The 19,600-nt window shown below is 41.3% G+C and carries 18 protein-coding genes; 6 read left to right on the top strand and 12 right to left on the bottom strand.

Annotated features, from left to right (window positions below; all coding sequences use genetic code 11):
- Positions 1-520: 520 nt before the first annotated feature.
- From AACS98_RS04025 to AACS98_RS04015, 3 genes are all read right to left on the bottom strand, one after another.
- Positions 521-1,348 (bottom strand): metallophosphoesterase, encoded by an 828-nt coding sequence (locus tag AACS98_RS04025; RefSeq protein WP_066376630.1) that lies wholly within the window; start codon positions 1,346-1,348, stop codon positions 521-523.
- Between the two features lie 250 nt (positions 1,349-1,598).
- Positions 1,599-2,429, bottom strand: coding sequence for a metallophosphoesterase (locus AACS98_RS04020; RefSeq protein WP_066376629.1), 831 nt, complete (start codon positions 2,427-2,429; stop codon positions 1,599-1,601).
- A gap of 40 nt (positions 2,430-2,469) precedes the next feature.
- Positions 2,470-3,327: an alpha/beta hydrolase gene (locus AACS98_RS04015; protein WP_066376627.1), complete on the bottom strand. Its 858-nt coding sequence runs from the start codon at positions 3,325-3,327 to the stop codon at positions 2,470-2,472.
- A gap of 93 nt (positions 3,328-3,420) precedes the next feature.
- Here AACS98_RS04015 and AACS98_RS04010 point away from each other — a divergent pair, with 93 nt between their 5' ends.
- Complete coding sequence (locus AACS98_RS04010) at positions 3,421-4,365, top strand: lysophospholipid acyltransferase family protein (protein ID WP_066376625.1); 945 nt, start codon at positions 3,421-3,423, stop codon at positions 4,363-4,365.
- A gap of 4 nt (positions 4,366-4,369) precedes the next feature.
- On the opposite strand, the gene AACS98_RS04005 is transcribed toward AACS98_RS04010, so the two are convergent.
- Entirely contained in the window at positions 4,370-4,666 is a 297-nt protein-coding gene (locus AACS98_RS04005; RefSeq protein WP_066376624.1) for a hypothetical protein, read from the bottom strand.
- Positions 4,667-4,705: 39 nt separating this feature from the next.
- Positions 4,706-6,253, bottom strand: coding sequence for a hypothetical protein (locus AACS98_RS04000; RefSeq protein WP_066376623.1), 1,548 nt, complete (start codon positions 6,251-6,253; stop codon positions 4,706-4,708).
- A 240-nt stretch (positions 6,254-6,493) separates the two neighbouring features.
- Between AACS98_RS04000 and AACS98_RS03995 the strand changes: the two genes are divergently transcribed.
- Positions 6,494-9,661 (top strand): alpha-mannosidase, encoded by a 3,168-nt coding sequence (locus AACS98_RS03995; RefSeq protein WP_066376622.1) that lies wholly within the window; start codon positions 6,494-6,496, stop codon positions 9,659-9,661.
- A 105-nt stretch (positions 9,662-9,766) separates the two neighbouring features.
- Here AACS98_RS03995 and psbN read toward each other — a convergent pair whose 3' ends face one another.
- Positions 9,767-9,898 (bottom strand): photosystem II reaction center protein PsbN, encoded by a 132-nt coding sequence (gene psbN, locus AACS98_RS03990; protein ID WP_066376620.1) that lies wholly within the window; start codon positions 9,896-9,898, stop codon positions 9,767-9,769.
- Positions 9,899-9,983: 85 nt separating this feature from the next.
- On the opposite strand from psbN, the gene psbH reads away from it, so the two are divergent.
- The 3 genes from psbH to pth all read left to right on the top strand — a co-directional run bounded on the left by psbH (position 9,984) and on the right by pth (position 11,348).
- On the top strand, positions 9,984-10,187 hold the full coding sequence (gene psbH, locus AACS98_RS03985) for a photosystem II reaction center phosphoprotein PsbH (protein ID WP_015136548.1): 204 nt from the start codon (positions 9,984-9,986) through the stop codon (positions 10,185-10,187).
- Positions 10,188-10,403: 216 nt separating this feature from the next.
- Positions 10,404-10,676 carry a TatA/E family twin arginine-targeting protein translocase gene (locus AACS98_RS03980; protein ID WP_066376619.1) on the top strand — a complete coding sequence of 91 codons (273 nt, stop codon included), beginning with the start codon at positions 10,404-10,406 and terminating at the stop codon, positions 10,674-10,676.
- A gap of 33 nt (positions 10,677-10,709) precedes the next feature.
- On the top strand, positions 10,710-11,348 hold the full coding sequence (pth, locus tag AACS98_RS03975) for an aminoacyl-tRNA hydrolase (RefSeq protein WP_066376618.1): 639 nt from the start codon (positions 10,710-10,712) through the stop codon (positions 11,346-11,348).
- A gap of 240 nt (positions 11,349-11,588) precedes the next feature.
- Here the strand turns inward: pth and rpsU are convergent, their stop codons facing one another.
- The 6 genes from rpsU to AACS98_RS03945 all read right to left on the bottom strand — a co-directional run bounded on the left by rpsU (position 11,589) and on the right by AACS98_RS03945 (position 18,564).
- Complete coding sequence (gene rpsU / locus AACS98_RS03970; protein WP_017316130.1) at positions 11,589-11,768, bottom strand: 30S ribosomal protein S21; 180 nt, start codon at positions 11,766-11,768, stop codon at positions 11,589-11,591.
- A 183-nt stretch (positions 11,769-11,951) separates the two neighbouring features.
- On the bottom strand, positions 11,952-13,580 hold the full coding sequence (locus AACS98_RS03965; RefSeq protein WP_066376616.1) for a mucoidy inhibitor MuiA family protein: 1,629 nt from the start codon (positions 13,578-13,580) through the stop codon (positions 11,952-11,954).
- 191 nt (positions 13,581-13,771) lie between these two features.
- Positions 13,772-16,285 carry a DUF3769 domain-containing protein gene (locus AACS98_RS03960; RefSeq protein WP_066376615.1) on the bottom strand — a complete coding sequence of 838 codons (2,514 nt, stop codon included), beginning with the start codon at positions 16,283-16,285 and terminating at the stop codon, positions 13,772-13,774.
- Between the two features lie 205 nt (positions 16,286-16,490).
- A complete protein-coding gene (locus AACS98_RS03955) occupies positions 16,491-16,607 on the bottom strand; it encodes a photosystem II reaction center protein I (RefSeq protein ID WP_082803686.1) in 117 nt (38 codons plus the stop codon).
- 364 nt (positions 16,608-16,971) lie between these two features.
- Complete coding sequence (locus AACS98_RS03950) at positions 16,972-17,676, bottom strand: acyltransferase (protein ID WP_066376614.1); 705 nt, start codon at positions 17,674-17,676, stop codon at positions 16,972-16,974.
- Positions 17,677-18,435: 759 nt separating this feature from the next.
- Positions 18,436-18,564 carry a hypothetical protein gene (locus AACS98_RS03945; RefSeq protein WP_255362686.1) on the bottom strand — a complete coding sequence of 43 codons (129 nt, stop codon included), beginning with the start codon at positions 18,562-18,564 and terminating at the stop codon, positions 18,436-18,438.
- Between the two features lie 581 nt (positions 18,565-19,145).
- Between AACS98_RS03945 and AACS98_RS03940 the strand changes: the two genes are divergently transcribed.
- Entirely contained in the window at positions 19,146-19,472 is a 327-nt protein-coding gene (locus AACS98_RS03940; RefSeq protein ID WP_066376613.1) for a hypothetical protein, read from the top strand.
- Positions 19,473-19,600 lie beyond the last annotated feature (128 nt).

Genomic DNA, 19,600 nt, shown 5'->3' with positions numbered 1-19,600 from the left:
CAATTCCTCTTTCCCAGTCAAGAGTCAAGAGTCCCTAAAATGCAGGAAAGTTTAAGATAAATGTGGCAATTGTTGCGATAAGTTAAAGGTATTCAAGTTTAGTAAATAGCTATACCAAGTTAAAAAAAAGGTGCTAAATTAAAAGCAAGGTACAAAAAGGTTAAAAGTTGATTCAAACCAAGCCTTGAAATTAGAGCCTGTACCTCCTGCTCTAAGACCTTAATTCTCGCAATCTTAAGCTCGTGGCTTGCATCCTGTAAACGTGTTTTCGCCTTAAGTTTGTTGAATTTTTTGTGGAGGTTTTGAACTTACAGCCAGAAATGCCTGCCTATTGGAATCAAGGATGTAAGATTCAGAGGTAATCGTTGCGAAAGTTGTTCACCTTAGTTGAGTTCATTCAATCTGTTCTTTCAATCTTCTCTAACGACTATATATTTAAGAAACCGCCGTCAGCTAATGAGATTTTACCGTCTTAGCTTTCGGCGGTTATTGTCATGTTGAATAGCTCTATTTGGCTGAATTAAGATAATGTAATTAGTGTAACTTCTGGCGGACAAAACAAACGTCCTGGTCGATAAGTTCCTAAGCCACGATTGACATACAATTGGTTTTGTGAAACTTGATGGTATCCTTGCGCCCATTCCCAATATCGCACGACTTTGGAACAGTCGCCTAATAGCAATGGTACCCAACGCCGCAGTTTTTTGGGAACTTGTTTGAGCAATTTTTTATAGTGGTAAACTACAGGGCCGATACCTGGTAAAACAATGTGTCCACCGTGGGTATGACCGGATAGTTGTAAATCAACTCGCCATTGTTCTAAGATTTTGGCAGTATCGGGATTGTGAGATAAAACAATTCTGGGTGTGGCATGATGAAGTTGTTGCATGACTGGCGCAGGATTGAATTCTCTTGACCAGTAATCAGCTAATCCGACTATGGGTAAATCTTGTCCTAGGGGGTAAGCTATTTCATTCCATAAGACATGAACCCCTATGCTAGTTAAAGCTTTGGTAACTTCTGCTTTTGAATGACTGTAGTGAATATCGTGATTACCAAGCACAGCATAAATACCATACCGACTTTGTAGATATTTCAGTCTTAATGCTAGTTGATGGATTGGGGTAGGATCATCAGTTACATAGTCCCCAGTTAATAGTATTAAATCTGGTTCTGCTTCATTAGTAGCGGCGATCGCTTCTGCTAGTAGTTCCTCCGATAGCCGCAACCCATCGTAATGAAAATCCGATAATTGCACTAACTTTGTACCTTGTAATCTGGGGGGAAGTTCTGCAATCTTAACCGTTAGTTTATCTACACTTAAACGACCTGTAAACAACCAGTGCATAATGTGCTAGGGACTCCTCATACCAGCGTTTACAGCTTATCAAAAATCACTATAAGTCTGGAGAAAGTGTTAAAAATTAATATTTAAACGCCAAATCAGCAAAGCATTAGCCAAAAGGAAGATATAACTGACGCAAATAGCACATTACTAGGGTGTGTCAAATATAGATTTTATGTTAATTTTGCCCAAATTATCTGTAAAATGCACCCTACAAGCGATGGAATTCTGACTGTTGAATTATTCTCAACAACTATTCTTTTTCTAAGGTAATTACTGTTACTTCCGGCGGACAAAATATCCGCCCTGGGAAATAAGTTCCCAAACCCCGATTCACATATAATTGATTATCCCCGATACGATGTAAACCCTGTGACCATTCCCAATGTCTAACGACAAAATACTCTTTGAGTAAACATGGTATACGCAGACGCAGTTTTATAGGAATTTTGCGGATAATTTTGGAGCGATAGGATAATATAGGCCCCAAGCCTGGTATGATAATTTGTCCACCATGAGTATGACCAGCCAATTGCAAATCTACCCGCCATGTTTTGAGATAAGCGGCGGTGTCTGGGTCATGGGTTAAAACAATGCGTGGTATGCTGGGGTCTAATTGATTAAAAATTAGTGGCGGATTGAATCCTGGTGAGTAGAAATCTAGTATTCCTACTACTGGTAAATCTGTTCCGAAAGGATAAGCAATTTCATTCCACAAAACATGAATCCCGATATTAGTCAGCGATGCTGTAATTTCTTGTTGTGAGTGTCTGTAATACAGATCATGATTACCGAGGATGGCGTAAATACCATGACGACTTTGCAGTTTTTTTAGTCGCTGTGCTAATTGGTGAATCGGTTTTGGGGTAGTGGTGACGTAATCACCAGTGAGTAATACTAAATCGGGTTGTGCTTCATTGCTAACTGCGATCGCTTCTTCTAACAGTTCATCAGCAAGTCGCAAACCATCGTAGTGAAAATCTGATAAATGCACCAACTTCTTACCTTGTAGAGATGCAGCTAAACCGCGAATGTTGACTGTCAATTTTTCCACACTCAACGAACCAGATAAAAACCAGTGCATAATTAAGTTTAATAGTTGATGGTTGATTGTTAATTGTTGACTAATAACTAATGACTCCCAAATGTGCCTCTAGCCATTTTTCTAAATCAGCCAAGACTTCCTGATAATTCAGATCATTTTGTAATTCATGATATGCGCCTGGGTATTCAATTCGCAGTTTATCTGGATAAGCTATCAACTGGTAAAACATTTCACTACCCTCTGGTAAAGCAATTCGATCCGCGCTACCGTGGAGAATCAGCAATGGTACTTGCCAATCTGAAGCATGATGATCAATCCAGGCGACGGCGGCAAGATATTCTGTGGCTAAACGCGCACTTGCTACAGTATGACGTAGCACATCTTGAGTGTAGGCTGCTAAGACTTTCTCATCTCGTGAAGCGGCTGTTAAGTCAAGTCCAGTATTTAAGGTAAAACTTGGCCAGACTCGTGACAATAATCTCCCTAACAGTAAGCGGAATTTGGACACGCCAACTTTACCGATGGCTGGTGCTAGGGCAATTACGCCGTTTAATGTTGATGCTGCTGGTGCATAGTGTAAAACGTAGTCGAAGACTATGACTGCACCTAAGCTATGACCTAACAAAAAAATTGGGCTTTGTGGGTGTTGGCTTTGAATAAACTCCAGAAAAGCCCTGACATCTTCGCGGAATTCAGCCCAAGAAATTATATGACCACGCCGACCAGGCGATCGCCCATGACCCCGCAAATCTAAAGCGTAAATACCATACTGTTTGGGGACAAGATGCTCAAATATATTCCTGTACTTATTGCTATGTCCTCCCAATCCATGTATGATAACTAAGATGGCTTTAACCGTGCCTTTTGGCAACCAGCCTTGATAATAAAGTTTCAGATTCCCGATACTTGGAAAGATGCCTTCACTGTGGTTGATCATCGGGTTAATATTTGATACGTGTTCCTAACAAGCTTCTAGCCTATCAAGCTATATTGTAGGGAATCCCTTACGAGTTGGTAAGAGTTAGCGCAAGTGTCATCTAGCGAACAGTCAGACAGTATTACTACATCAGAAACTTTGCCCCCGGTGACGACAGCAAGTATCAGGCGTGTAGAAGAAGGTGTTGCCGCCGCCAATCATCACGCTGTGCGTGCAATGATTACAGAGACGCTGACTCAGCTAGAAGCGATTAATCAACAGTATCCCACGCCGAGAATTAATTCTGGTATCAGGCGGTTAGTATTGCGATCGCTCATACATTGTATTTTTCGGGTACGGGTGGAAGACTTAGAAAAAGTTCCTCAAACACCAGCCATCCTAGCAGTTAACCATCTTCATCACATTGATCCCCTATTACTACTAGCGGAACTTCCTACCCAACCCTACTATTACATTTTGGGTGATGCCCGCACCTTATATAACAAATGGTGGAAACGCTTAATTTTAAGTATAGCAGGGGGTGTAATTCCTTTAGCGAGGATATGGAAAGAAGAACTTGCTGTTATTCAAGCGGCGAAAGCGGGAAGGGAAGACTTAATTAACTTAGCGCAAGTTATTACAGAAACAGTACCTACAGGTGGAGATATACACACATTACGCCAAATCGACCGCATTGTTTTCGGAATTTTGGCTCATGGAGATAGCTTAATTTTGTTTCCTGAAGGAAGACTTGCAGACACCGAAGGTAAATTAAATTTACCTTTGAAGCGAGGAACTGTAATTTATGCTTTACGGGCTGGTGTGCCAATTGTACCAGTAGCGTTAATTGGGACACAAGACCTATATTGGGGTAAAGAGTTAACGGTACGTTTTGGTGAACCTTTACATTTTAGTCAAACCGCTAGACCAAAGCGGCAGGAAGTGGAAACGGCTTTGATAGAATTACAGAATGCTATGATGTCACTTTTACCAAATGACTATCAAGAACCTACAGGATTAAAGCCTTTGCGTCATTTTTTGAATCATATATTGTGGTAAAACTTCACTTTTCTAAAAAATGCGTAACGTTAAAATTAGAAGTTCCTTCCCAACAATGATTCAAACAAGCATTAACTTGAGCATCAGCAGCATCAGCAGATTCTCTGGAAGCGTTTAACTGCACTGCCGTCACTATATATTCAAAGATAATTATACATTGTTTTTGAGTTGACAATCTTTCAAGCACAATTGTTTCACCAACTCTGGGAATTTGGGGTAAATTAACAATAAATGTCTCAATTTTTGGTTTATCTAGTGGATTTTTAAAATTGAAGTATTTACAGTAAACAATAATTTTCACGCAGAGAAACACCAAATCAATTTAAAGTCACACTATACTTTACTTTCCCCGCCACAGGCTTTGTAGTCGTTGAAAAATCTTGACTAATTTTTCTTCTAGCCAAAGCATAGCATGATCCAACCATTCCAAGACTTGTTCTAGTATGTGTTTTTCATAGCCGACAGAAGTAGCTTTGGTTTCTATCCAGTCTGGTTGTGTTTCTGCTTGTGTTTCTGGGTGAGTTTGTTGAGAAATTTCTACTATTTCATGAGTATTTCTCAGTGGAGAAATAGCACCTCTAGATTTGGGTTGAAATCGCGTTAATTTGCGGGGTTGTTTTTTGCTTGGCACTAAATTAGATTCGGCTTTCGATGGTGGAGAATTCAATTGTCTCTGCCAAGATAACCCTAGCGATGCACTAGGCGCAACAGTAGAATTTAACTTTTTAGTCACCGTTGCCGAATCACCATATAAATCTTGCCAATTTAGCCAACTATCTACTATGGAATTATCATTATTTAATTGATTACTCTCAGGTAAGAATTTGTCATGCTGACTCAGCAATTGCTTATCTTTACCTACGCCAAAAAAGTAATTAAGAGCCACTTCAATTAAAGCTGTAATATTCTGGTTTCGAGTAGCTAAATTATCATGATTAACTGCAATTTCTCCTGTATTTGATAAAGATTCTTTGCCATAAACAAACAGGTTGATTTGAGTTTGGGCAACTCGGATGATTTCCTGGCTGCTTTGTTGCACAGGAATTATTGCTTTTGTTTCCAATTGGGCAACTGCTTTGTCTAGGAATGCTAGAATTTTGTTGGTGTTGGGTAAATCCTGTGATATTCCTGGCTCTAAAGCAGGATTTGTAGCGGTATTACTGCCCGTCAACTTGGTTAATATTTGCTCAATTTCTGGTAATAACTGCGCTTGTTCTTGAGTTGCAGCTAACTGCTGAAAATGGTAATAATTAGCAACTTCACTAATAATTCTGTCGGTTAATTTGGCTTGTTGCTGTGGTGTCAAAATATCTAGAATTTGATTCTCAATGCTGACAAGTACCAATTGCCGATGCCATAAATCTGTAGCAATTCCTCTCACCACAGGTAGCTGAAGCTGAAGCAAATCATTTTGGTTGACTGCGTTGAGACTGTTTACCGTTTTGTTCGGAATAGTTAAGGATTGAGAAACCTGAGAGTTAGTTGTGTGATGAGGCAAAAATTTTGACTTCAAAAACTTCCATGCTTGAGAGAGTGGTGATGTATTTGTCGGGGTAACAGTTACCGCTTCAGATGGGAGATTTTTGACTGCCTCTAGTATATGCTGAATGGGTGTATCAGCAACCGGGGGGGTGTCTGGAGAAAAATCGGTATAATCTGGCTGTAACTTGGGCTGCGGTGCTGGTTCTTGGGAGTATAGCGTTTTTACAGCCGCATTAGCTGATTGCCACAATAAATATACAGGATAAATTAGGGCTTCCACGCCCCACTTAGTTGCAACTTGTAAATGTCTGAAGGTGCTTTCCCACTGCGCTGTCAACCGCCGAGAATGCTGGTGGACAAAGTTAAAGAGTCTGCTTTGATAACGACCAGAAGAACCAGAGGACATGGTAGTAAGTGATTAATTTGAGCCTTGTTGATTTGTGAGACTCCCGCCAAACAATATCAAAGAATTCAGAATACAGGATACAGGATTCTTATGGGCTGGGTGTGGAAAAGTGCAAAATTTATTGCTTTACTTCACAGATGAGTCTTCAGCCAGTGCTACAAAAATCTATTCTTACCCTGAAATTCTGACTTCTGACTGCTTGCTAATAATTGTCGTAGTTGTCCTCATCTTAGCGAAAATATGACCCCTCCTATATCTCCATCCTATACAAAATTAATTTCAGACGCGATCGCTCAATTGCGCGGTTACTGCCAAGTGAATATTCAGCCTTCTTGGTTATCCTCAACATCACACCAAGAAATTACTGATGTCGTAGCATCGAATTTAGCAGACTGGCAAACTGTGGAGTTAAACGCTAAAGGTAACTTTGCTTGGGATGGTGGGCAGAAAGTGTTATGGTTAGCCCAAAAATTCACAGTTCCCGAAAGTTTACACGGGTATCCTGTAGGCGGTTTGTGTTTGCGGTTGTCGTTGTTGTGGTGGGCAGACTCAGTTAAAATTTATGTGAATGGCGAATTAGTATCAGAAGGAGATTTATTTGATTGTTCGCCTAGAATATTGCTAAGTCCAGAGGTGACACCAGGGGAAGAATTTATTATAGCTTTGCGGTTAGTCAGTCCGGGACATTGTGAAGGGGCTTTGGTGCGATCGCTCCTGATGTACGAGTCTAAAGATTATAATTATCCCGACCCCGGTTTTATCGCTGATGAGTTAGCTATATTGCAGTTATATCTAGAAAAGTTCGCCCCAGAACAACTAGACTCTTTAGCAGCCATCATCAATCAATACCCAAACCACACCCCAGAAACTCTCATCAGTTTACGTCAACACCTGATAGATTATCTGTCAGCATCTTCATTTATAGACGTTGCCAAATTTAAAATTTATTTATTAGGACACGCTCATTTAGATTTAGCATGGTTGTGGACTGTCAGTGAAACGTGGAATGCAGCCCAAAACACGTTTGAGTCAGTCTTGAAACTACAACAAGACTTCCCCGAATTAATTTTCTGTCATTCTACCCCAGCCATGTATGCTTGGGTAGAAGAACATCGCCCAGACTTATTTGAGACAATTCAACAAAAAGTAGTTGAGGGAGTTTGGGAAATTGTCGGAGGTTTTTGGGTAGAACCAGATTTAAACTTGATTAATGGAGAGTCGATAGTCCGTCAACTATTATATGGTCAGCGTTATGTACAGGAAAAATTCGGTAAGCTGACGAGTGTGGTTTGGGTTCCCGACACCTTTGGTTTTTGTGCGACATTACCGCAGTTTTTAGCGAATGCTGGAATTGAGTATTTTGTCACGCAAAAGCTGCGGTGGAATGATACTACTAAATTTGATTATGGCCTATTTTGGTGGCGATCGCCTGACGGTAGTCAAGTTTTGAGTTATATGTCTGCACCCATTGGCGAAGGCATTGACCCAGTAAAAATGACAGCCTATGCTTTAGAATGGCAAACCCAAACCAATTTAACCACATCCCTTTGGCTTCCTGGTGTTGGCGACCACGGCGGCGGCCCCACCCGTGATATGTTAGAAACAGCCCGACGCTGGCAAACATCGCCCTTCTTCCCAGACTTAGAATTTATTACGTCTGAAAAATATCTCCAACAAATTCAGGCAGAATGCAAAAGGCAGGAGGCAGAAATTAGAGAAGATGTTACCTCAATGCCCAATGCCCAATACCCAACTTGGAATGATGAACTATATTTAGAATTCCATCGTGGTTGTTATACTACCCACGCCGATCAAAAACGCTGGAATAGAAAGAGTGAGAATTTACTTTATCAAGCTGAACTCTTTGCCAGTTTAGCTCATATTATTTGTGGCGTAACCTATCCCAAAGCGGAAATTGAAACCGCTTGGAAGCAAGTATTATTTCACCAGTTTCATGATATTTTACCTGGTTCGTCGATTACCCAAGTTTATGTAGATGCCTTACCGCAATGGCAGCAAGTGGAACAAGTAGGAACGAAGATATTACAGGAATCATTACAGGCGATCGCATCCCATTTTACCCTACCAGACCCACCACATCCCGACAGTTTACCAATATTCGTATTTAATGCCCTCAACTGGCAACGCTCAGAGGTAGTATCTGTCAACTTACCCACACCTGAGCAACAGTATCAAGTTTACGACACCACCGGACAGCAACTCACATCCCAATTATCTGAACCCTCAACCCTACTCTTCCTAGCTACCGACATACCCCCCGTAGGATATCGCCTATTTTGGTTATCCCCCACATCTTCCTTATCCTCCTCATCCCCCTCACTCCCAACAGAATACATCTTAGAAAACGACCACCTACAGGTTATTGTAGACCCCGACACCGGAGATTTAGCCAGTGTCTTTGACAAAACCCATCAAAGAGAAATATTGAATGGTGCTGGTAATCAATTACAAGCTTTTAAAGACAGTGGTCAATATTGGGATGCTTGGAACATAGACCCCAATTATAACCAGCATCCCTTACCCCCAACCCATCTTAAATCTATAGAATGGCTAGAACAAGGGCAAGTACAACATCGTGTGCGTGTAGTGCGTCAGTTAGGTAACTCAGAATTTTGCCAAGATTATATTTTACAAGCCGGTTCACCCGTCTTAAAAATTGCCTCTAAAGTTAACTGGCAAGAAAATCAGGTTTTAGTCAAAGCCGCCTTTCCTCTCAATCTTACAGCCGACTTTGCCACCTATGAAATCCCCTGCGGTGCAATTCGTCGCCCCACCCAACCCCAAACCCCAGAGGAAAAAGCAAAATGGGAAGTCCCCGCTTTACGTTGGGCTGATTTAACAGAAACCACAGACAAGGGTATTTACGGAGTTAGCCTACTCAATGATTGTAAATACGGTTACGACGCTCAACCACAACAACTACGATTAACCCTACTAAGAAGCCCCAACTGGCCAGACCCAGAAGCCGACCGAGGCTTACACGAATTTACGTATGCTTTGTATCCTCACGCAGATAGCTGGCAGTCAGCCCAGACAGTTAGAAGAGGTTACGAATTAAACATACACTTAGAAGTGATAATACTTAATAATACTCCCACTCACAACTCCCCACTCCCCAATAGAGACAGACTCAGTTGCTTAAATTTCCCAGTCGAAAATCTAGTTTTAATGGCTGTCAAACCATCTGAAGACGAACCCGATAAATTAATTATCCGGTGTTACGAGTCTCAAGGAGAAACAGCCGAATTATCCTTACAGAGTGATGTAGGCTTAACCCTAGCTGAGTCAGTAGACTTGTTAGAACGTCCCACTACAGGAATTTCAACAATCAAACCTGGGAAAATAGCCAGTTTTAAACTGATACGGCAATCCTGGTTAACCTCTTAACACAAAAAGTACAATTTGTCAAGCATATTTATGTTTTGGTGGGCAAAGCCCACCCTAAATTATTTCCCAGTCGCCAGTCCCCACTCCCCAGTCTCTACTCCCTTTTTAATCTTCATGATCCTCAAAAGGATCTGATAATTCCTTGCTAGGAGGGCCGAAGGAGGTATAAATTCCATACCCAGTGATTCCAATGACGGCGGCTGCTACAGAAATGATAAGAACTGTTGCGGGTTCCATAAGTGATTTATTGATGATGAGTGCTATTCTTATAGAATATTACAGAAGATTAAAAAAAGCTTTGGCAACTAATCTCAGGTGAACTATGGCACAACGCACTAGGTTGGGAGATATCCTGCGACCTTTAAATTCTGAGTATGGTAAAGTAGCTCCTGGCTGGGGAACAACTCCAGTAATGGCTATTTTTATGGGGCTATTTTTCGTGTTTTTGCTGATCATTCTGCAACTTTACAACAAGTCCATCATGATTCAAGATGTCATGGTTGACTGGCGCAGTTTAGGTAGCTAAGACAATATACAGCAAATAAGCTGTTAAAGCTAAAAAACACCTACCCGGTTCATCCGGGTTTTTTTGTGGCTTGACTCCTCAACAAGTTAGGCTTAAATAAGTGAGAGAGTGGGGAGTAGGGGGGATGAGGGAGATGAGGAAGATGAGGGGGATAAGGTAGAATCTCTTACCCAGTCCCCAGTCTCCATTTATTAACACTTCAACAGGAGAAACCGCGTGAATATTTTTGGTATCGGTTTACCGGAAATGGCTTTGATTATGGTTGTGGCGTTGTTAATCTTTGGCCCTAAGAAGCTGCCAGAAATTGGTAGAAGTTTAGGTAAAGCAATTCGCGGTTTTCAAGAAGCCTCTAATGAGTTTCAGAGTGAGTTTAAGCGAGAAACTGAACAATTAGAACAGGCTGTTAAAACTACTGCCCAAATTGAACCTAAACAAATTGAAGAGGCTAAATCTGAGCAGGATAATGCTGGTTCTTCGCCAGCTGCTTAAGTCGCTGCTGCTAGTTTATAGACTGAAAACACGATGACGGAAACTGTTACGCCTTCGGCTGTGGTGATTCCTCAGCTAATTGTGGGTTTGGGAAATCCTGAGCCTAAATATGACCAAACTCGCCATAATATTGGCTTTGCGGCTGTTGATGCTTTGGCTCGTTCCTGGCAGATTTCTCTGGCAGAAAATCGCAAGTTCCAAGGGGAATTCGGCGAAGGTATCGCACCAGGAGGGTTAAAAATCCGCTTACTCAAGCCTTTAACTTATATGAATCGCTCAGGACAGGCAATACAAGCGGTGACAAGTTGGTATAAAGTACCTGCTGAGTCGGTGCTGGTGATTTATGATGATTTGGATTTGCCTTTGGGTAAAACCCGCTTGCGCTTGTCTGGTTCGGCTGGGGGACATAATGGTATGAAGAGTGCGATCGCTCATCTGAATACCCAAAACTTCCCCCGGCTACGTATCGGTATCGGCAAACCCAAAAATGCTGCTAATGGAGATAACTCAGAGACAGTTTCCTATGTGTTGGGAAAATTTACTGCTGCTGAAAATCAACTGATGTCTCTTGTACTCCAGTTTGTCGTTGAGTGTGTAGAACTCAGCCTGAAGCAAGGAGTCGAAAAGGCTATGAACCGTTGCAACAGTCGCACTGTTGAGGTTCCTCAGTAAAAACTTAATTTTAGTGCTAATAGGTGTTTATTTTTGGTTGATGGTCAGCAATTTTGCTGAATCCATCGAACCATAATCACACCTTGAAAGTATCAAATTTTATGCAAGAGCGGTATACTCACACCCCATCCGGGGTGCGGCACATCCTGCTTGATTATTCTCAAAAATAATTAGTGGCAAGTTAATGTTGCTTTTTTAGGTGAATTTCCTCAAGCAACACACGTACCAAACCGTATCGGTTTATTTCATCCGTCTTTTACGTCTAGCTGCCACTGCTTTGCGCTTGCGTTTTTCCAACGGTGTTTCAAAGTGCCGATGATACTTAACGTCAGCTAAGATACCGGCTTTAGATACTTGGCGTTTGAACCGGCGTAATGCTGAATCGATGCCTTCGTTTTCTCCTAAAACCACTTGGGTCATTCGTTTTCCTCATTGATCAATAGTCTCCATTTTAATAGTAGCTTTAAACTTCGCCAAACTTCTTTAGTTGCTCAGTTTTAAAGGGAACAGGGAACAGGGAACAGGGAACAGGGAATAGGGAATGTGTAGAGACGTTTCATGAAACATCTCTAAATTGGTTAGGAAGGAGGTTTCCAGAAAGCTTCAAATGTCTAATCCGGTGATTTGTAACTCTGGTGGATGCTCAACAGCAAACTGGTAGTATATCTCTTGACGTTGTTGGGGTGGAATAGTTAAACTCCATTCTAGAATTCCCATTTCACTCAGTTGTATGGGTGGGTTGGTGCGGATGAGGCGGACTTTTATTTGTTCGTTGCGGCTAATTGGCAATTGTTCGGTTAAGGTTAAATCAGTTTCTTGATTGAGCAAGTTAGTAATGATTAACCGATAAGCGTAAGTAGTTCGGCGTTGGTTGCCAATCAGTTTTTTATCTACTTGACGCTCAACTAAATCACGCTCAATTTTTAATCCTTCATCAATGCCTAAATTCAGTTTAAATTCTTGTCCTGGGGCGATATTTTCTAATTGAGTTGTGCCAACAAACATATCATCCCGGAAGATATTGGCTGTACCTGCTAATAAAGTTGTACCATCATGACTATTGTTCACGCTGGCTTCTAGATAAGCAAAACTCACTAGGCGTGGTATTGCTACATACTTCAAATTACAGGGATAATCATCATTAAAAATAATGGTGTTGTGAGGTGCGCCATCGCTGGGAATGTTACCACCACCGTTGAGTTTAAAGGTAACAATACTACCTGTTGTAGATACTTCTGCCACCATGTTTTCTGCGGTAATCAAAGTATCTTCGATGATTTCGGCTTCTGGTTCTGGTAGTGCTTCTTCGGCAGATGGAGCAGACATAGCCATGATAGGGGGTAGCAATGGGCTAGGTTGTCGGCGCGATCGCACTACTTGCGGCGTTAAACTATCAATATACCAAGGGTGTAATTTTGGTGGTAATGTACCTAATCCTGGTTTAGCAGTAGACAGGGTAAGATTTACATTTTGCCAATCTTCGCCAGTGTTTTGGGTGAGTGCTGCCAAATAGCTTAAATGTACTGTCTTGCTAATGCTATCTAACCGCAAGTCATATAACGGTGTCCAACTGGCGTGATTTACCATGTAGGATACCTGCAAATCAAACTCGCCAGCACCAGCAACTTCTACATCAACTATTAAGCTAAAACTTTCTTTGGCGTGGGGTGTTTGGATAATTTGTAATGAGTGACGCAGGGCTTGTATTTGCTTGTCTAATTCTTGTTGCTGACTTTTACACTCACCAGAGGCGATCGCATATTCGCTATACTGACTACCTAAAAAATTGAGAAAATCTAGGGTTTCACTGAGGCTGAGATTTTTTCGTGAGAGACTTTGAGCAAAGGGTTCGGCTGTAGTTTGCCGTAAACCGTCAATAAATTGAGATTGCAAACTTAAAGCATCTACTTGGGCTTGTAGATGGCGTTTTTCTGTTTCTAGCTGCTGAATTTGCCTAGTTAACTGGGCGACTCGTTCCGCAACAGGTTCAGTGGTGTAGATGCGATCGCAACTCACTGCTAACAACCGCACCCCTACCGTACCTTTACCACTTACCCGCACAGACTCAGGTTCTAGAGTCACTGGTAACGAAGAAATCAACAAAGAGCGTTCTGAGCCTGTGAGAGACACCTTACCCTGTCGTGTTACCAGGGCTTTGTCACTATACACCGTCACAGATAGAATCTGACTTTCTACTGTTTTACGCCAAGATGGTAATTCCGGGTTCACCACTGTCAGTTTTCCCTGTGTTAAATGACTCTGCTCGTTAATTGTTAAGGGTTGGAGGATACCAAGTCAAGCAGCTGAAGTTAGTCATGAGTCATTAGTCATTAGTCATTAGTCATTAGTCATTAGTCATTAGTCATTCGTTTCTCTCACCTGCTCCCCTGCTCCCCAGTCCCCAGTCTCCAGTCCCCAGTCCCTCACTTCTCCCGGCGCACACCGCCAACAACTGGGGTGACTTCACCATCAGAAAAGGGATCTGTTCCACCAGTCCAGTTAAAGTCACTAATACGGATGCTAAAACCCCCCAATTCCAGCACGGGATTGTAGCGCAAGGTAATGCCGTAGGTACGACGACTATATTCTAAAATGTAGTCGGTGCTTGTTTCTTGACCTGTATCTAAGTTAATTGATGTTTGAAAGCCCAAACGGAAAGGGCCATAAATCTGTTGTGTGACTCCAGCACTCAGCACTCTAGTATCAACGGAACGGTCAAAGAAAAACGGTGATAGACCACTGTTTAAACCTTGGGAGTAGGTAACATTAAAAGCGGTGTAGTCTAAGAATGGGCGAGAAAAGTGTCCGAACTGCCCTAACAAGCCTACTGAACCAATTAGGGTATTCTGATTATCGCCACTTGTGTAATAGCTAGTAGTACCTGTAACACCAGCGATCGCTTGCAAGTAAGGAACTACAGGTCTAGCTGTATACTTTAATCCCTGTGTGGGAGTACGTGGTAGGCGTTGTCCTTGCCAGAGTAAGAAGGTTTTATTGAGAGCAACACTACCTTGTAAGCGACCTAGAGAAACGCGATCGTTATCCCGATTAATATCTAATAAATCTTGGCGGTCGGTGTTGGCGTTGATATACTGTGCGCCAGCTTGATAACTGAGGTTAATACCAGTTTTACCGAGTGGGATCACTGGAGATATAATCAAACCACCCAAACTACTTTGAACGGTTTGGAAACCCAGCGAACCGTTATAAAGGCGATCGCGGTAGCTATATTCCCAATTCAATGTATGGGGGTTGACATTTCCTAAAGTTTGGCGTAAGCGTAAACTCGCTTTTAAATTTTCATCTATAGTATTGAGGTCGAAGCTAGTTAACTCGCCAGAACCCTGAAGTACAGATGTGGGACTCAACACTGCATTTAAACTAGCTTTCAGACCAAACAGAGAGGGTACATCATCACTACCTTGAACGGCTTTCTGGACAAAAAACTGCGGTGTAACTCGTAAGCGTGTCTTGTCTGTATTCACCACTGTAAAGCCACGTTCCACGAACAAACCCCCCCGGCGATCGCCATCATAGCCAGGGGAGACAATAAACGGGCTGGTGTCTCGTTCTCGTCGATCAATTGTCTGCTGGTTGACGGGTAGGGGTAAAACTACGTTCTGATCAAATACTAGGCGTTGGCGTTGGGTGGTGATGCGGTCGATTAAAGGAGCTTCTCGCGTTACAGTCACTTTATCTGCTCGTAACTCTAACTCTGGAGGCGAAAATGGATCATTGGTAATGCGGACATTTCTCGCTTGCCAACCACGGGGATAAAACTCAATTTGTCCAGCTTCAAATCTCAGGCGGTTGACTTCACCCCCAGACTTTGGTGGTGGTAAATTGCTGGCTGTTGTACCACCCACTGTCAAATCAATGCCACCGGGACTGGTGACATCTGTGGTTGGTTGGTTAGCCCGAATGCGATCGCTTGGTGGTTGTGCGGGAACTCCCCCGGCTGTAACATCAGTGGGTAAGAACGCTAAATCTGTTGACGCTGAGGGGACATAAATCTCCCCACTGCCATTTTCTAATTCCCCACTGTCTAGGAGAAAATTATAGGTAAAGCGTTGTCCTCTTAATACTTGTTCACCCCTAGTTAATGCAACATCGCCTTCCCCAACCGCGATTAAATTCTCTAAATTTACCTGCACGCGATCGGCATCGACTACCGCCCCATCAAATCGCACCACTACATTACCTTCAGCCGTGACTATACGCCGTTGCTGGTCGTATTCTTGTCTATCTGATGTCACCTCCACAATTCTTTCTCTCACTTGTGGGGTAGTTGTGGTTGGTGTACCAGAGGGTGAAAATTGGGCTTGGGGACTGTTGGGTGCAAATGTGACAGTTGCTGGAACTGATGGTTGAGTTTTTTGACGGGACTTAAACTCAATCACATTTTGAATGGCTTGATGGCTGGGTACGCTATCAGGATTAAATACTGACAGATTAATACTATCCCCAGACTGCTGCACTCTCACCTGCTCTTTTTGTGCTTCCTTGCTCAGATTTGCGGTGACAGCAGGGATTTGGGGTGGTGCTAATTCTTGAATGTTATTGGTACTGGAAGCAACTGACCGATTCGATGTTGCTGTTTTCTCAATGGGATAACCAACGACTAAAGGCTGTCCTAAATTAGTAGCACTGTTAGTAGTTGGCTGGGGAGAAAATTCTGGCTCGAACGTTTCTGGACTGCTGGTAGATTTTGCTGGGGTGGGAGTAACTAATAAGTTCTTGTCCGTAGAAGTGTTATTAGCAGCAGTTCCCGTATTCTCTTGGCTAGAATTTTTTAGTGCTTCCGCTTGTGCTGGTGTAGAGGTGTCAACTTCCCCCACACTAGGAAACTGAGTATTGCTAGCAGATAAGCTGGAATTTGCAGGTTGTATGGGTTCAACGAGAGTAGGCGGTGCAGGAGGCAGAACTGGATGAAGCATATTAGAACACAATCAACCTAACAAATAGCCAATTAATAGCCGGAAGGATGAATTCACTTTTTGCCTTCCGACTTGCGCTTTCTGCTACTATGCAGCCAGCTTCCCGGAGATAGACAACCAACTGCAATGGTACAAGCCAGCAGTCGGTGTCTGTAACATCTGGTGTATTCTAGCTTCCGGCACTTACATAGGATTTGTCTAGTTTTTACTCTAAATCCCGACGACCGGGGTTACGAGCTGGGTCGTTAGACAAAAATCCGAAAACAAAAAGAGCCAAAAAGAATGCAACCACAATATAAACAGCGATTTTTAAAGTAACCATCGGCGATCTCTCCAAAGGGTATGACGAAAAAGCTCTTTCTTAGTATCTGCCATGCAGAAAAGATAGCTCCTTTATATTACCCATATCTCGTTCCTTTTGGAGAAGACAACGGTGGTATTTAAACACCATGTTTAGTAGAATTCTCAGATGATTCTACGCTTAGTTGCACCTGATAATATTCTTTTCCTGTTTTTTGTGGGCTGATCCATGTAGCTATCTAATTTGTAGATGTCCCTGATGTCATAGTTATTTACTGGTTGATATTGTGACGTTTAGCCAACCCAGAGGTTTCCTATTTCAGCAAGAACTGACAAAAATTTTTTCCCTGTTTACCACTGTGTCATGCTAGCTGTTTGATTAACTATCAGTCATGAGTTGCATGAGATGTCACAAGGTTCTGGGCTATGCGGCTTTTAATCACGCGTGCCGGTACACCAACAGCCACAGAGAAAGGCGGAATATCTTTAGTAACTACTGCTCCCGCGCCAATTACACTCCCTTCACCGATAGTTACACCATCTAATACTGTTACCCCATGTCCTAACCAACAATCGTCCTCTATAACAATACCTTTACAAGTGACACCTTGGTACTTGATCGGCAATGTTGGATCTGTAAAATTGTGTTGGTTTGCATAGATACCAGTATGAGATGCTATCAAGCAGCGTTTACCAATTTTAATGTTTCCAGGGCCAGCAATACAAACATCAGGCCCAATGAAAGTTTCCTCATGAATTTGGATATCAGTGTCTTGCAAGCATCCTATATCAACATTACGCTCGATTGCTACGCCATTTGCTAAACTAATTCTATTATTTGGATGTCCTTTAGCATCCAGACGCACACCTTTAAATAGGTATACGCCATTGCCAATTTCTATTCCAGCAGTGTTGATAAATTCAACTCCATCTTGGATATAAACTGAGCTACCCATTTGAGCAAAAATCTGCCGATATGCCAGATTTCTTAATTTTGTTCCTAATGCGAGTGTGGGCATATCTCCGAGGAGAGTCATTAGTAACAACTCTTGAAATCGCTGCCATTTTAAGTTGTTTTGCTGCTTCTTCATGACCGAATTCTCAAATGAATGGTGTAAATAATTTTGACTGTGTATTGGCAATGGATTTTTGGTAATGCTAGTAACACTGATTCTGATATCTCTCAATTAAAGAATTCACGGGATAGTGAGATAAAACTATCAAAGATTTTCGTCAAGGGTTAGGTAAATGTGATATTTTTGCTTTGTCATTAAAATTTATTCCTAATTTATAGGACTAAATTAATCACTAAATACCCTTAAATAAGTAACCTCAAATTTAGTTCCGTATTTGAGCCTTGACATCATCAATTTTTAGGCTGAACACATCAGCAATTTAACCAAAAAATCTATCCTGTACTTACAGCAGATTTTTTGTCCACGAATTGTGATTTCTGTATGGAACAACAAAATAGTTGGTTGACAATATCGCTGTTTTTTGTCAACAAACCTATTGTTAATTTCCTGAATACCTCAGCCAATACTTAGGTAATTACAGTTTTTCCCTCAGACTATTAAATTGTGAAATTGAATGCTCAGTGTCAGGTAAGGTAAATAGGTTGGTATGAGTTCATCACAACTACTGACAATCTAGCTGCTGATAGTTTTTTAGCGATGATAGCTGTTTCTGTTGCAGTCAGTTGCTTTTTTTATCAACTAATTTGACCAAATTTCCCTCAACAACAAAACATTTTTAGCAAGTTACATCAATCAAATTAAGCGTTTGTCTTGCCTATAAGAATGTTATTTGTGTTGATTTTACCTTGCTTGGTCTCACTCTATACAATAAAGTTATGGTGGAGTATCTCCGACTTCAGCCATGACATTAAAATTCTCCATCGGTGCAAACAAGTAAGCACTTCCCCGATTGTTATAGCGACTTTCTTGCAACGAATTTCTAGAGTATGTTGCTCTAATCATGTTGCACAATGATGATTTACAACACAACCTAATCACGCTTAATTATTACATGATTTGTTTTTAACAATAATTGCTCCCTAGCATAACACACTTTTTTGAGATGGAGCCATCCTCATAAATAAGTTTCATTTAATTTTCCTAAACCATAATAAATTTGCAACTTAGACTATATTTCACTAACATCATTATCAATAAATAAAGTTTTTATTTGTTAAGTAAATTACATAATAGATAACATTGCTTTGCAACTTGAGAATTTACGATTGAAAATCACGATAACCGGGTAATATTTTTGACTATAAAGTTAAATATATAACTAATTTTTCGGTCAGTATTGAGACTCAAAATAACATAGATGATACAGCTATCAGTGGAATAGAAAAAATAGCTCAAATAAATATTATGAATCGTTAACCGAAATTTGTAAATCACTCTATAAGGTGATCCAATTGGGTGGTTAGTGAAGGATAATATACATGATAAAATTTGCAAACAATTGGGCTATCACTTGTTTACATGATATTCTCAGAATAATATTTTCTCCGAAATATCAATCTTTACTGTCATGCTAGGTGAAAATTATGTCCTCAATTAACGAAATTGTACAACAAGCTTTAAACTCTGGTTATTTAGGTCTTGATACCCAAAATGAAATTCAAACATTATTGCAAAGTCATTATGATTCAGAAGATGTGGATGCGTTGATTATTTTGCAAAGGGCGATCGCCTCTGGTAATGTAGAGCGAGAGCCAAGTTGTCGTTATCAAACCTACTTTCCTGTTGGTAGTCAACAGTCTCAAGCCAATATTAAACTAGCTTATCAAGTAGCGGCAGAAATGACTTTTGCTGTAGCAGTTGCTATGTCTATGCAGAATAATACTCAAAATCAACCATTTTTAGGGAGATAACAGTTAACAAATACCAAGGAGGCGATCAGTTGGCTCGAAGTAAGCGATCGCCAGATAAAATCATCAATAACATATTTCATCAATATTCAGAGAAATATCATCATTTTTTTGGGATCACGGCCGATAAA

Source organism: Anabaena sp. CA = ATCC 33047 (genome assembly GCF_963870205.1).
Classification (GTDB): domain Bacteria; phylum Cyanobacteriota; class Cyanobacteriia; order Cyanobacteriales; family Nostocaceae; genus Trichormus.
This window is presented reverse-complemented; position numbering and strand designations above follow the sequence as displayed.

What these genes read in the sequence shown, in the direction of transcription:
- AACS98_RS03995 (WP_066376622.1), top strand. Translation starts at nt 6,494, where the DNA reads ATGACCCCTCCTATATCTCCATCCTATACAAAATTAATTTCAGACGCG.
- AACS98_RS04015 (WP_066376627.1), bottom strand. Translation starts at nt 3,327, where the DNA reads ATGATCAACCACAGTGAAGGCATCTTTCCAAGTATCGGGAATCTGAAA.
- rpsU (WP_017316130.1), bottom strand. Translation starts at nt 11,768, where the DNA reads ATGACCCAAGTGGTTTTAGGAGAAAACGAAGGCATCGATTCAGCATTA.
- AACS98_RS03940 (WP_066376613.1), top strand. Translation starts at nt 19,146, where the DNA reads ATGTCCTCAATTAACGAAATTGTACAACAAGCTTTAAACTCTGGTTAT.
- pth (WP_066376618.1), top strand. Translation starts at nt 10,710, where the DNA reads ATGACGGAAACTGTTACGCCTTCGGCTGTGGTGATTCCTCAGCTAATT.
- AACS98_RS03945 (WP_255362686.1), bottom strand. Translation starts at nt 18,564, where the DNA reads ATGATTAGAGCAACATACTCTAGAAATTCGTTGCAAGAAAGTCGCTAT.
- psbH (WP_015136548.1), top strand. Translation starts at nt 9,984, where the DNA reads ATGGCACAACGCACTAGGTTGGGAGATATCCTGCGACCTTTAAATTCT.
- psbN (WP_066376620.1), bottom strand. Translation starts at nt 9,898, where the DNA reads ATGGAACCCGCAACAGTTCTTATCATTTCTGTAGCAGCCGCCGTCATT.
- AACS98_RS03955 (WP_082803686.1), bottom strand. Translation starts at nt 16,607, where the DNA reads ATGGTTACTTTAAAAATCGCTGTTTATATTGTGGTTGCATTCTTTTTG.
- AACS98_RS04000 (WP_066376623.1), bottom strand. Translation starts at nt 6,253, where the DNA reads ATGTCCTCTGGTTCTTCTGGTCGTTATCAAAGCAGACTCTTTAACTTT.
- AACS98_RS04025 (WP_066376630.1), bottom strand. Translation starts at nt 1,348, where the DNA reads ATGCACTGGTTGTTTACAGGTCGTTTAAGTGTAGATAAACTAACGGTT.
- AACS98_RS03960 (WP_066376615.1), bottom strand. Translation starts at nt 16,285, where the DNA reads ATGCTTCATCCAGTTCTGCCTCCTGCACCGCCTACTCTCGTTGAACCC.
- AACS98_RS04020 (WP_066376629.1), bottom strand. Translation starts at nt 2,429, where the DNA reads ATGCACTGGTTTTTATCTGGTTCGTTGAGTGTGGAAAAATTGACAGTC.
- AACS98_RS03950 (WP_066376614.1), bottom strand. Translation starts at nt 17,676, where the DNA reads ATGAAGAAGCAGCAAAACAACTTAAAATGGCAGCGATTTCAAGAGTTG.